We start from the raw sequence: 13,695 nt of genomic DNA on the forward strand, positions 1-13,695 counted from the left end.
GTCTCCAGAACAAGCGCTTGAAAGCGGCATCCGACGAGGACTACCTGACGAAATTGTTCTTCGAGCCGCCCAAGAGCAAGGAGAAAGCAAAAGCATCAGAGGGCGCCAATATTAGAAAAGCTTGATGCGATTGCCCTGGCTGCCTTGGCCGCCTTGACCTCCAAGTCGACCGATGTCGGCCTGAAGGTCCAGACTCTCGAGGCCAAGGTCTTGGCCAATAGGGCGGTGCAGACTGAAGTGGACCCCAAGGCTTGGGTACCCGGCAGCCCCTGACCGAACAGCGGAGCGCTCCGCTCAGGAGCCCTTCATCAAGTCGACCGCAAACTTCCCTGACCGGATCACAAGGGGTACGCCGCTCCCGGGTTGAACGGTGGCACCCGCGTAGTACAGGTTCTTCATTTCTTTGTCTTTGTTGTATTCTCTGAATCCCATCAAGGGATTATGCATCCCGGAAAGACCGAAGACAGACCCGCCAGTATTGTTGAAGCGCTGCTCGAAGTCGTCGGGTGCGACGATCTTCTTAGCAGATGGAAGGATCCTCTCGCCTGTCATGCGCTCGATCTGCTTCAGCGCGTTATCGAAGACAGGCTCCTTGTCGGACCAATCATGATCCTGTGTACTAGGGAGCACCCCAACGATGAATAGGCTCTCGCATCCTTTGGGAGCGCAATCCCAGTCGGTCTTTGAGGCGATGCACAGATAGAGCGGATACTCATCCGGCACCTTCCCCGCATCGATCGACTGGTGCGCGACTTGATAGTCCTTGGGGATAAGAAACGTATGATGCGTGAAAGGCAGCTCTCTATCGACGGCGACGGCCGCCGCGAAGTAAGCGTGTGCCGCTTTCCCATCTGACTTTCTGCCGAGCAGCGATTGGACATGGTTGAAATCGGCAGTGCAGATGAAGGCATCGGCGGTGTGCATATCACCAACGCTTATCACCCGAGCACCATCGGTCTCTATGTGCTCAATCTCGGAGTCAAACACAAACTCCACTCCCATCTCCAACGCACCTTTGTATAGCTTCTCCGCAATCGCGTAGACGCCGCCCTTGGGGTAGTGGATACCGTCCTGAAGCATGAGGAAAGGTACGAAGACAGCAATTGCTGGCGACTTACAGATGAGGTGCTCGGTGTAGGATGGATAGGTCGAAAGCAGGGCACGAAGAATTTCGCTTCTGAAATTCTTCGCTGCATATTCCGAGGCGCTCAGTCGCGGATCGATGATACTGGCGATTCTCAGAAGATGTCGATTGATGATGCCAAGCGGGCCTTTTACGGGCCTTTGGAGCAATGATGCCCGGACGTCGGAGATGACCGTCTCCATTTTTCGGGCGATCCTAGAAAGATTCTCAGCATCTTCCGGGGCCAGGCTGCGTACCATGTCGACGGCAGAGTCTGCGTCCACGGTCCAGCACTGATTCTCGAGCCAAACCGAGAAGAGGGGTGAGACCGCTTGGAATTCGAGCGGCTCCTGCCCTGCGATACGGAGCACCTCCGCGATCGTCCATGTCTCTATAATCATGGACGGCCCCATGTCAAAATTGAAAGCCCCATGCTGCCATTGCCATACCTTCCCGCCCGGCAATGGATTCTTTTCGATGACCTGGACCTCGTATCCCTCAGCCCGGGCATAGATGGCTGCGCTGAGTCCAGCCAAGCCGGCACCCATGACGATAACTTTCATGCGCTCTCCTCCAGATGTTTGGCGCCTGCACGGAAACCGCTGTCTCTTCAAGGCTGGAGCCCATGGCGCCCTGCGACAAGATGCCCCTGATCGCTGGACGCTCGATCGCGCGGGGAGGCGAGGTCGACAGGTCGAAGCACGCCGCCGCGGCGGAAGCTCCGCAAACTGTCGACGGCAGCGTGGACGCATCGAGCCTGCCCTGTCTTGATGCTGAAGCTGCGGGGTGAGGCCACATCAATGCCTCGTTGAATGCGGGGGTGAGCCCGCTCGGGCCCGAAGATGGGACGAGCACGGGCGGACGGGAAGGATCCGAGACGAGCGCCCGAGGGAATCTAGAGCCGGCCCGGCTTGGCGTCGATAGCAGGCAGATCGGCCAAAGCGCCCCGGGGAAGTGCGGGACTCATCGCTGATGTTCGCGGATCGCAAGCCACAGCGAAGTGCAGTGGCCTGTGGATCATCCGCCTCGGACGATGACTCCCGCCGAATGCTGCCATTGGAGACGCTGCCGAAGCCTGATGACAGCGCCCCTTGGTGTGTCGATGGCCTCCACCCCGCCGACAGACCAGAGGTAGGACAGCGCAAATGAGCCGTCAATCTCAGGCATGCCCGCGAGGATGGGAGGTGCTGAGCCTCAGGGCTGGAGCGGCAGCGATTGCCTCAGTCGTCCCCAGCCTCTTTCGCCGTGTTGACTCCGAGCGGGATGTAGGCGAGGCATGTGCCGAAATAGGCCGTCGCAAGCAGGATGAGTCCGACGATGTCCAGCCACCACAGACCGGTGATGATGCCGAAGAGGATGGCGACACCGCCTGCGACGAAACGGATATTACGATCTTGCTTGCCCACGTTGTTGACGAGCTGCATAGGGTTCCACCTCGGTTTCGTTGTTTCGTTCTTGGGTTGCGCGACGCCGGTCAGACTAGGCAGTCCCGGCGTCTCATGCATCCGAGATCGGGCCATCGCAGCCAATTTCTAGGCCTCGGGCGAATCGCCGGAGCCCGCAGCACCCATCGCGCGACCCTGGTCTCGATGCCTCCTTTGTGCGGACTGGCCCTCTCATCCCGCGGCTCAAGCAGCATACCCAGCGCCAGCTGCTCGAGCGCTTCCTGAGATACCCCAGACCAGGCAAGACTCCGAAGCCTGCGGTTGCCCCTGGGTGCGCCCCTGGCTAGCATGCGACGTCTAACCCCTCTTCGCCTTTCCGGCATCCCCCTGGACGTAGCGCATCAGTGAAGATCCCTGGGTACACCATCATTCGCGAGCTGGGCGCCGGCGGCATGGCCACCGTCTACCTGGCACGCCAGGATCGGCTAACGCGCGATGTCGCCCTCAAGGTGATGAAGCCGCTGGCGATGGCGGGGGGGGACTTCACGACGCGGTTCGTCAAGGAAGGGCAGATCATCGCCCAGCTCCAGCATCCGCAGATCGTCACCATCTACGACTTCGACTCCAGCGGCGGCTACCACTATTTCTCGATGGAGTACCTGCCGGGCGGCACGCTGGCGGACGAGATCAAGCGGGGAATGCCGGCCTCCCGGGCCGTCAGCATCGCCAAGAAGATCGCCGAGGCGCTGGCCGTGGCGCACGCGCGCGGGGTAATCCATCGTGACGTCAAGCCGCAGAACATCCTCTTCCGCAGCGACGGCACACCCGTTCTGACCGACTTCGGCATTGCTCGCGCCGTAACGCGCGACCCCGACTCCATGCAGCTCACGAGCTACGGCATGGTGATCGGCAGCCCGCGCTATATGAGCCCCGAGCAGAGCACCGGGCAGTCGCTCGACGCGCGCTCCGACCTCTACAGTCTGGGCATCGTCTTCTACGAGATGCTGACCAATCAGCTGCCCTACGAGGCGGACGACGCGGTCAGCCTGGCGATGAAGCATTGCAACGATCCCATCCCGGCCCTGCCGGCTGGGCTCGAGAGCTACCAGCCGATTCTCGACAAGCTCCTCGCCAAGAAGCCCGAGGACAGATTCGCCAGCGCCGGCCAGCTGATTCGCGCGCTCGAGGCGCTGGAGAGCACGACCACCTCGACCATCGCCGACGACGATGCCACCCGCATCCTGCCGCGCGGTCAGGACACGACACCGGACGGCCCGCAGACGCAGGCCCGCACGCGACGCCAGCCGACGTCCGAGACGCAGCGCCCGAGCCGCTGGCCCGTCTTCGCCATCCTCGGCCTTCTCGCAGCCCTTGGCGTCGCCGTGGCCGTCTACCTCATGCAGGAGGACGATCAAGGGCGCCGCGCCATTCTGGCTCAGCTCCCCCAGGCCGAGGCGAATCGCCCCGAGACCGTGGTGCAGTACGAAGACCTGGCGATTCAGCATTTCCTGGAATCCAAGACGGATGCCAGCCTCAGCGTCATTCGATTGGGACTCGCCATCACGCCGGACGACGCCCGGCTGCTCAAGCTCAAATCCCTAGTCGAGCGGGATGTCGAGGCCAAGGCGCGGCTCGGCGAGGCACGCGAGCTGCGCCGCGAGAATCGGCTCGAGGAGAGCCTGAGCAAGGTCGAGGAGGGACTGCGCCTAGCGCCAAGCCACCCGGGGCTGCTCGAGCTTCAGAGCAAGCTCGAGCAAGAGCTTGCCGACCGCAAGACGCGACAGGCGAAGGACCTGCTCGAGCGCGCCCGCAAGGCGGCGACGGCCGGCCGACTCGACGAGGCCGAGCGGCTCGTCGAGCAGGGGCTGACACTGACCCCTCAGGGACCCGAGCTGATCGCCCTGCGCGAGCAGATCGCCACCCGGCTCCAGAGGGCGCGAGATCTCGACGCGACGCTGCGTCACATCACCGACCTCATCGCCGCGGAGCGTCTGCAGCCGGCCTTGGACGAGATCAGCGCGGCATTGGTCGACCATCCCGACAGCTCCAAGCTCCTGGACCTGCGCGCCTCGGTTCAGAGGCAGCTCAAGCGCAAGGTAGAGCGCCAGATCGCCGCGCTCCTCGACGAGGCCAAGGCGCAGCTCTCCAGCGGCAACACTTCGCAAGCCTTGGCGATCACGGCGAAGGGGCTGGCGCTCGACCCGGACCATCGCGCGCTCAGGACGCTCGACGCGAGAATTCGCCAGGAGCAGGCCGACGAGACCCAACGCCAAGCCGATGAGCGCCTAAGCCGGGCGCTGGCGGCCCTGGACGAGGGCGACCTCGAGACCAGCATCGCCTTGGTCGACGAAGGGCTGCGAATCCTGCCGACACACCGCGGCCTGCTCGCGCTGCGCGAGCGCATCCGCGAGCGACGCACACTCGCCGAGCAGATCACGACACAGCTCGCCGATTGCGGCACCCGCTTCCCCACCGACCAGATCAACATCGCCAGCAGCCTGGAGGCGAAGGCCTGCTACGACGGAATCCTCTCGCTCGACGCGGGCAACGCGGCCGCGCTCGCCGCCATCGGCGCCGTCGGCGATGGCGTCGCCGAGCGCATCCCGCCGCTGCTCGAGCGCTACCGCCTCGCTGAGGCCGAGGCCGCGCTTGCGCGCCTGCAGAAGATCGCCCCGGAGCACGAGCAGCTGTCCGCCCTGCAGCAGGCGCTTCAGCAGCATCGCGATTTCTTCCCGACCCTGGTCGACATCAAGGGCGGCTGCTTCGCCATGGGCAGTCCGGATTCTGAGACGGGACGCGAGTCGGACGAGCGCCAGCATAATGCCTGCGTCAACGACTTCAGGCTGGGGCGCTTCGAGGTGACGATGCGCGACTTCGAGCGTTTCGTGAAGGCCACTGGCTACCGCACCGATGCGGAGCGTGGCGTCGGCGGCATGAACGGCTGCGAATCCATCGACCGCGACGACGCCGAGCCCTGGGGCATCAAGACTTGGGCGAGCTGGCGCAAGCCGAACAAATACCGGTCGTCGCGCGATGACGACCCGGCCACTTGCGTGAGCTGGAACGACGCCACTGCCTACATCGCCTGGCTCAACAAGGAGACCAGCCACAGCTTTCGTCTGCCCACGGAGGCCGAGTGGGAGTACGCCGCCCGGGCCGGCACCACCCTGGCCCGCTTCTGGGGAAACGGCGCGGGCGAGCAAGCCTGCGACTTCTCCAACACGGCCGACCTGAAGACAGGCTGGGAGCTTGGCTTTCCCTGCGGGGACGCTCACGAATGGGCCGCGTCCGTCGGCAGTTTCCGGCCAAACCCCTGGGGCCTGCTCGATGTGCTGGGCAACGTCTGGGAGTGGACATGCTCGGAGTACGACCCAGCCTACGGCGGCGCCGAGCTGCTCTGCGCGCCGCCCAGCGTCGACGCCGCCCGGGTCATGCGAGGCGGGGCCTGGAACAGCGGTCCAGCCTTGGTGCGCTCCGCCTATCGGAACCGCAACTTCCCCGAGATGCGCTATAGCTTCGTCGGCTTCAGGCTCGCGCACGATATCCCGTCGCAAGCCGAGCGGGAGTGAGGGGCGGTAGCGCCACGGCCGCTGCCGGCCAGGGAAGCGCAAAGCGCGAGGCCGGTAGTCCCGGGTAGGCGTGTGCGCGTGCGTATTGCCGTAATGACGAAGGACGTGAGTCCTTCGTCGTGAAGGCAATATGCAAAGCGCAGTCACACACGCCGTAGAGTCATTCGTCGTAGGGTCGTGCGTAGCCCGAGTGCGCCAACGGCGCTACTCGAGGCGGAGCAGCGACCCGGAGCGGGACGGCCCGGGCTGAGAAGGTTGTCGCCCTGCGCGAGTCCCGTCGGCGAGAGATCGACCCGACGGGTATCACGAGCGCAGACGCGACACTCCGGGCCTTGCTTCCGCGCCATTCCAAGCCATGAGCGGCTCCAGCGTTTCGAGCGCCCAAGTGGCCGAGCATGGATCGGCCACTTGGGGACGACATTCGCTCCGCGTCTTCATGCCCCTGGCATCGCCCGCCTACTCGACCTGGGACAGCTGCCTCGAGGTATCCAGCAAAGAGCGATACTGCTCGCGACGCGTCAGCTCGAGCTTGCCGAGCTGAGCCGCCTTGCCTGATTTCGCCGGCGACGTCTTATCGACCTCGGTCTGTTTGAGCTGCTCGATGGCGTGCAGCTCCTTTTGGATACGCTCCGCCTCGCTCGCCGCGTCGCGCTGCTGACTCGTCACCTGACGCTCCAGTGCGGCACGGCTCGCAGTTGCCGGCGCCGCGGGCTTGGCCGCGCCCGTCGGCTTGCTGGCCGACGCCCTGCGTAGCTGCTGTCGCAGCGAGGCGGCCAAGCGGTTCCGCACCGCAAGCTCGCGCTGGAAGGCCTCGCGCTGGGCCTTGAGCTCGGACTCGAAGATGAGCTTGTCCTGCGTCAGACCCGAGGCCTGGCGATAGAGATCCAATGCCTTCGCCTTGTCCTGCGGCACGCCGAGCCCTCTCTCGTAGAGGGACCCTAGGTAGGTCTGTGCGGGATGGTGGCTCTGCGCGGCCGCCTTGCGGTACCAGCTCGCCGCGGCCGCATAGTCCGGCCCCGGCAGCCCGAGGCCCTTCTCGTAGATCTCGCCGACATAGGTTTGCGCCACGGCATCCCCGCCTTGCGCCTCGGGAAGCAGGGTTTGCAAGGCGCTGCCATAGTCGGAGCGGTCGAAAAGGACAAACTCGCCGCCGCGAATCCCGCAATCGGACTTGGTGGATTTGACCATCCGCCGCGGCGCCATGTAGGTCATGCGCGTGCCGAGCTGGCGAATCTGCCCGGGCAGCAGGCAATCCACCAGGACATAGTCGTCCACGCCACGCCCGGGGGCGACGGGCGCGATGCCCAAGGTCCCCTCCGACTCCGGCGTAGTGACACAGCCAGCGACTCCAATGGCCAGGAGGCCAGTGAGCCCCGAAACGAACGAGCGAGACCAAGCGTCGTGCATCATCATATCCCCTCCCAGATCCTCGTCTAATGGACCGAAGTATAGCGATGCGAATCACCCAGGTTGCAATCCGACCCGATGCGGCAGGGAGCGCGGGCGATTCGGCCCTAGCTCCATGACGCCGCGGCACAGCAACGCACTCACTCTCGGCGGCGTCCCAGGCAGCCGGACAAAGATGGGGAATAGTCTAGAATCAGAGACGTTAGATTCCTGCATCAAGAGCGCGACGACACCAAGCAAGAGCGCGCAATCTTTTTCGAATCATGATAATGAAGATCCTAGCGCTAAGGACTGCAAAGTAGGAGCGAGCACGCGAAGCCCAACACCGTTGCAATAATGAAACACCAGCCCGGACATGATCGCTGGCCCAGATCACACAGGATCGTCCTTGCTTTCGGTGCGCGCTCCTCGGAACGAGACGGACTCCGCTTGGCACGGCGCTGCAGATGCACACCGCCAAACGCCGATGAAACGATGGGGCAATACGATGAAGAGAGACGCACACGCGGGCGAGTCATCTCGCCGTCCACCACTAGGCAAATGGCCGGCGACGCTCGCCGCACTCCTGCTGGGCATGTCCGCAAGCAGCGCCTTCGCGGAGCCGACGTTCAGCCCAAGCGCGCCGGATGTCGAGCGCGCACCTGGGGGGACCTTGACGATCGGGATCGCGACGAGCCCCCAAGGCGACGGGCTCGAGCGGCTCGTCAGCGCGGACTGGACCGAAGGCGGCGGCGCAGCCCGACGCTCGGCGGAGCTGAGTCCGCAGAGCGACTCGGTCACCATCGGGGTGCCGAGCAGCGCGACGCACTGCGAGGTGCTCGACGACAGCCTCACCGTGACTTGGGACGGCAACTGCTTTGAGGATACGGGTGTCGGTGAGCTGTTCTGCCAATCACCAGGCAATACGACCAGGACGCCGATTCGCATTACGGTCAAAGACGAGCTGACCCTATCGCCCGCCAGCAGCACCATCACTGGCGGGCCCGGCAGCACCCAGACCCTCACGCTCAGCGTGTCCGGCGGCATCGCGCCCTATACGGCCGAGAGCGCCAACGGCGCAGCCGTCACATTTTCCGGCAGGACGCTGAGCTACACCATCCCCGCGGATGCCGCCGGAAGCTTCACCGACACCATCTCCATCATGGGCGCGTCCGAAGGCGACGCATGCGGCGGCAACGCGGCCGACCTGAGCCTCAGCGTCAGCCTCGACGCAGACATGCTCATTTTGAGCCCATCCTCGCAAGACCTCGGCGCCTTCCAGCCCGGTGACTCAGTACAAGCCAGACTCTCGATCTCGGGCGGCATTCCTGGCTACAGCGCCGAGATCGTCTCCGGCCCAGCCGGCGCGCAGCTCTCCGGCCCGTCCACCGATGGCACCCTAACCTTCAGCTATGCGGTCCCCGCAGACGCGCAATCCGGCGATACCAGCGTTACCATCGAGGTCACGGACAGTGGCGAAGGCACAACGCAGCAAAGCACAACGGCAAGCCTGTCCTTCCGCGTCGACGCGCCGAGCGGCCCGGCACTCTCGGCCAGCCCCTCGGACATCTCGCTCAATGCGACATCACTCGTCGGCGCCTCCAACAGGGTGACGGAACGCTTTAGCGTGAACGGCGGCGTAGCCCCCTACACCCTAAGCGTCGTGGGCGTCAGCGGCGGCGTGGTCGGACAAGTCGAGCCCAGCCAGCTCACGAGCCCGGGCACGGCCCAGTACGCGGCCGACATCCCGGCGAGCGCCCAATCCGATCTCGCCTTCGTCAACCGGATCGAGGTCACCGACGCCGCCGGCAATGTCGCCGTCGTCACGGTCGAGGCCAATGTCAGCGCCTCAGACACGCTCTCGACACTGCCCGGCCTGACGCCAAACCAGCGCAGCGTCGCACGCGCCGTCGAGACCGTCTGCCCGCAGCTCGGGGCCATATCGCAGCGCACGGCAGACCAGGAAGACCTCTTCACCCAATGCTCGGACATGCTGGCCAACCCACGTGCCTCGGGCATCCCCGAGACGCTCGAGCAGATCACCAACGAAAAGGCCAACGCCGCCAAGACCGCGGGCATCGAGACAGGCACACAGCAGCTCGCCAACATCGGCTCGCGCCTGGCGGCCCTGCGCTCCGGCGCCAAGGGCCTCGACTTCGGCGCCTTTTCGCTCAACGTCGACGGCGAAAGCCTCTCCGGCCGGCAGCTCGCCGCACTCGCCGCGGATGCGAGCGGCGGCGGGGCCAGCGCCGACGCCAGCTTCGGCAAGTGGGGCTTCTTCCTCAACGGCACGGTCAACTTCGGTGACAAGGACAAGACCAACAATGAGACCGGCTTCGACTACAGCACGACCGGACTCACCGCCGGCGCCGACTATCGGTTCAGCGAGAACTTCATCGCCGGCGGCGCCTTCGGCTACGCGACCAACGACGTGGACTTCGACTCGAACGACGGCGGACTGGAGACGGAAACCTGGCACATCGCGGCCTACGCGACCAGCTATCTGACCGAGCGGACCTACATCGACGCCATCGTGGAGTACGGCTGGAACGACTACGACTCCAAGCGCAACATCGACTACCAGATCACCTCCTCGCTGGACGCGGTGAGGCGGCAGGCCAGGGCCTCCTTCAGCGGCACCCAGTTCGGCGCCAGCCTGGGTGCCGGTTATGACATCAACGAGGGCCCCGTCGCCTTCGGGGTCTACGGCAAGGCGGCTTACCTCAAGGTGGACGTCGACAACTACCGCGAGAACAACGCCGGCGGCCTCAACCTTGAGATGGACGGCTTCGATGCGACCTCCGTCACCACGACCCTAGGCGCTCGCGTGTCACGCGTCTTCAACACGGACACGGCCGTTCTGGTGCCTCAGGCAAGGGTCGAGTGGGAGCACGAGTACGACAACGACGCCTCCACGCTGAGCGCGCGCTTCGCCGCGGATCCGAGCGGAACCACCTTCCTGATCGACACGGACGAGCCAGACCGGGATTACTTCCGCATCGGCCTCGGCCTCTCGGCGCTCTTCCCACAGGGCGTGACCACCTACCTCAACTACAGCACCCTGCTCGACAAGCGCGACTGGACGGACCATCTGATCGATGCGGGCGTGCGCTGGGAGTTCTATTGATCGCCCCGCCCGACCCGAGCCTTCAGCCCCCGGCGCTGGATCCACCTCCGCTGGGGGCTGTGGCGTAAGGAAAGGGTGAGGAGCCCAGGGGGACCTAAGGCTGAGCGCACACACCCGGGGCGGGGTGTGTGCGCTCGGGCGATCCGGCGAAACCTTCTCAGAACAATCCGCGACGACTCTGCCAAATCCCTCCACCGCCGTCGCCGAATCGCGGCGTCGATCATGGTTTCGGCCAGTTGTCTCCCGCAGGGTGGACAGGCGCAGCGCAGTCCACCAACGCCGGCGCGGGATTCGCTGGACTTCGCTCGCGCTCGTCCACCGGCCCGGCTGATGACAAAGGCCTCATCGAGCAACCTGCAGCACGATCTTGCCGACGTGCCCTTTGCCCAGAAAAGCCGTCTGCGCCTCTTTGATGTCCTTCAGATCGAAGACCTCGGCAATGCATGGACGCAGCTCGCCGCGCTCGATGTAGCCGACCAGATCCCTAAAGACGCCATCCGGCTGGCGGGTGGAGCCGTAAAGCGTCAGGTCGTGCAGATAGAGCGTGCGCACGTCCAGCTCGACGATCGGCCCGGCGATGGCGCCCGCCACCACATAGCGCCCGCCAGGCTTGAGGGCATCGATCAGCTCGGGCCAGCGTGGGCCGGCGACGACGTCGACCACCGCATCAAAGGCATTTCCCGGCAAGGGGCCATCACGGCTGATTGTCGCATCGGCGCCGAGCGCGCGAAGCGCCTCTGCCTTGTCCGCGCTGGTCATGGCGGTCACCGCCGCACCACGGCGCTTGGCCAGCTGAACGGCGGCCAGGCCGACCCCGCCCGAGGCGCCGGTGATCAGCACCCGCTCGGCGCCAAGGGCGATCTTCTGCAGCATGGCCTCCGCCGTCGAGTAGGCGCAGGGGATCGACGCCAGCTCCAGGTCAGTCCAGTCGGAGCGAATCGGCAAGGCATGGCAGACCTTGATCTTGGTGTACTCGGCAAAGGCCCCGTCGCACTCCGTGCCGAGGGTCGAGGTCGTCAGGCTGCCGTCACTCGCCTGGACCGACTGCAACGCGCGCACCAGCACCCGCTCACCGATACGCACCCTCGGCACCTGGCCACCGACGGCGACGATCTCGCCGCAGCAATCGGCGCCCTGGATCAGCGGGAAGGCGATGGGCTGGCCGGACCAGGCGCCGTCGGCAGCCGCAGCCTCGCTCGCGCCGCCCGTTGCCGCCGAGGCCGTATCACCACGCACCGACTTGGAGTACCAGGCCGTGCGGGTGTTGATATCGGTGTTATTGACCGAGGAGGCATGGACGCGGATAAGGACCTCGTCCCGCTCCGGCTTAGGCACGGGTAGGTCATCGCGCCACTCCAGCTTGTCGAGACCGCCGTGGCCGGTGAGGACAACGCCAAACATGGTCTCTGGAATCGGTGTGCTCATCGTCATTGCTCGCAACAGAGAATCAGAAAACAGCCTTGCAGACAGAGTCCAGCCTTGTCGTCGTTCGATACATCGCTGACGACAGCCACGCCCTGTTGCGCGACCCAATGGCCAGGATGCACGCCACTGATTCATGATTCAAAGTCATTGTTTTGATGGCCTCGATCATCGCTTGGTCCAAGCGCTTGCTCGGTGGGAGCGGCGCCTCGCCGCGACGGGCGCCCGATCGCGGCGGGGCGCCGCTCCCACATCGCTTCGCCTGAAGGATGCGCGGTGGGTGGCGTGACCCGAGCTGCGGAGCGCCTAGCGCTGTCGCAGTCGGCCGTCTCGCACAAGGTCAAGCGCTTGGAGGCGGGGCTTGGCTGCGACTTGCTGAGCCGGCGCGCGGGGGCACCGCTGTTTACCACCGAGGGCGAGCGGCTGCTGCGCTACGCGCGCCGCCTCGTCGCCCTGCACGACGAGGCGGTTCTGAGCCTCGGCCAGCAGCCGCTGACAGGCCAGATCCGGCTCGGCATGACCGAGGACACCAGCGGCGGCGGTCTCGCGCGCATCCTCGGCCGCTTCACCCGGCGCCATCCGGACGTCGCGGTGCAGACCCCTGTGAGTCAGAGCCTCGCCATCGCAGCACAGCTCGAGCACGGCGAGCTCGACATCGGCATTCTGCAACTGTTCGCCCACCGCGCGCGCCCATCCGATCGGATCCTGGCCAGGGACAGCCTGCACTGGGTCAAGTCGCCAGACCTGCGGCTCGATCTCTCGCGCCAGGTGCCATTCTTGCCCTTCGATGACAACTGCTTCTATCGGCACTGGACCATGGAGGTCGGGCAATCCCAGCCGCCGGGCCTGGCTAGCGTGCTGACCTGCCCGAGCGGCGCCGGCATCCTCTGCGCGCTGCACGCCGGGCTCGGGGTGCGCCTGCTGAGCACCCGCCAGATCACGCCGGAGATGGAAGGCCTCTCCGAGCCCCTTCCGCCGCCGCCCGAGGTCGCCCAGATCGTCCGCATCGGCTCGGGGGCTGGTGCCAGCGCGGTTCGCGCCCTAGTCGACGAGATCGCAACCGAGCTGGGACAGCCGACGACCGCGCAGGCAGCCTGAGGTAGCGGCGCAAGACAGACTCGACTGGTCCTGCCCATGCAAGCGAGGGTGGAGATCGCGGTTGACGGACGGGTTGCGCGGTTGCCGTCGGTCGTCTCCGCCTTCATCGCCTCAGGCGAGCCGCATACCCAGGTCGGGCTGACGCGCAACCGCAGCCTGGTGGCCGATGCACCTGCCATGGTGTCCCTCAATGGACAAGTCACCGGATGCAGGACTCAGGCGCTTGCGGCAGCTGGGTGACTGCAACATGGCCGAGCCCTTCCGGATTCCCGTCAAGCATGGGCGACAGCTCATAGGACTGGGCCGCCTACGAGCTCAATTGGCTCGGTGATCACTCTGGGTCGATTTCAGGCCTTCGACCCACCCTCACCTGTGCCTCAGGGAGGGTCGATTGGCGGTCTCGAGGTAGGTCGCTCAGAAACGCTTGACGGAAGACGCTTAGAAACGAGCCCCCGCAGGGAAATCCGATCGACCTTCCCCAAGATCCGAGAGGTGTCTGCGGTGCGTGGCCGACAGCCCGCCTGACGGAGGCACCATCGCCCTTGAGTGGGCGCGCTGGCGGATCTCGCTTGGCGCGAGCGCACG

General features: G+C 65.2%; 8 protein-coding genes. 4 read left to right on the top strand and 4 right to left on the bottom strand.

Translation table 11 applies throughout. The features are described 5' to 3' along the window. Positions 1-294 precede the first annotated feature (294 nt). Both G3446_RS19100 and G3446_RS19105 read right to left on the bottom strand, forming a co-directional pair. The gene (locus tag G3446_RS19100; protein ID WP_164454432.1) at positions 295-1,686 is read right to left on the bottom strand and encodes a phytoene desaturase family protein; all 1,392 of its coding nucleotides are present in this window, start codon (positions 1,684-1,686) and stop codon (positions 295-297) included. Positions 1,687-2,343: 657 nt separating this feature from the next. Beyond that, positions 2,344-2,547, bottom strand: a complete 204-nt coding sequence (locus tag G3446_RS19105) for a YgaP family membrane protein (protein WP_164454433.1) — start codon at positions 2,545-2,547, stop codon at positions 2,344-2,346. Between the two features lie 365 nt (positions 2,548-2,912). Between G3446_RS19105 and G3446_RS19110 the strand changes: the two genes are divergently transcribed. After that, positions 2,913-6,077 carry an SUMF1/EgtB/PvdO family nonheme iron enzyme gene (locus G3446_RS19110; protein WP_164454434.1) on the top strand — a complete coding sequence of 1,055 codons (3,165 nt, stop codon included), beginning with the start codon at positions 2,913-2,915 and terminating at the stop codon, positions 6,075-6,077. A gap of 456 nt (positions 6,078-6,533) precedes the next feature. On the opposite strand, the gene G3446_RS19115 is transcribed toward G3446_RS19110, so the two are convergent. Next, positions 6,534-7,385, bottom strand: a complete 852-nt coding sequence (locus G3446_RS19115; RefSeq protein WP_245232599.1) for a tetratricopeptide repeat protein — start codon at positions 7,383-7,385, stop codon at positions 6,534-6,536. A gap of 586 nt (positions 7,386-7,971) precedes the next feature. Here G3446_RS19115 and G3446_RS19120 point away from each other — a divergent pair. Then, complete coding sequence (locus G3446_RS19120) at positions 7,972-10,590, top strand: autotransporter family protein (protein WP_164454436.1); 2,619 nt, start codon at positions 7,972-7,974, stop codon at positions 10,588-10,590. Between the two features lie 342 nt (positions 10,591-10,932). On the opposite strand, the gene G3446_RS19125 is transcribed toward G3446_RS19120, so the two are convergent. Next, positions 10,933-12,015, bottom strand: coding sequence for an alcohol dehydrogenase family protein (locus tag G3446_RS19125; protein ID WP_164454437.1), 1,083 nt, complete (start codon positions 12,013-12,015; stop codon positions 10,933-10,935). Positions 12,016-12,297: 282 nt separating this feature from the next. Here G3446_RS19125 and G3446_RS19130 point away from each other — a divergent pair, with 282 nt between their 5' ends. Both G3446_RS19130 and G3446_RS19135 read left to right on the top strand, forming a co-directional pair. Continuing rightward, entirely contained in the window at positions 12,298-13,110 is an 813-nt protein-coding gene (locus tag G3446_RS19130; protein ID WP_342450158.1) for a LysR family transcriptional regulator, read from the top strand. A gap of 36 nt (positions 13,111-13,146) precedes the next feature. Further along, positions 13,147-13,350, top strand: coding sequence for a cupin domain-containing protein (locus G3446_RS19135; RefSeq protein WP_164454439.1), 204 nt, complete (start codon positions 13,147-13,149; stop codon positions 13,348-13,350). The last annotated feature ends 345 nt before the right edge of the window (positions 13,351-13,695 follow it).

It is taken from the genome of Thiorhodococcus minor (genome assembly GCF_010820565.1).
Lineage (GTDB): Bacteria > Pseudomonadota > Gammaproteobacteria > Chromatiales > Chromatiaceae > Thiorhodococcus > Thiorhodococcus minor.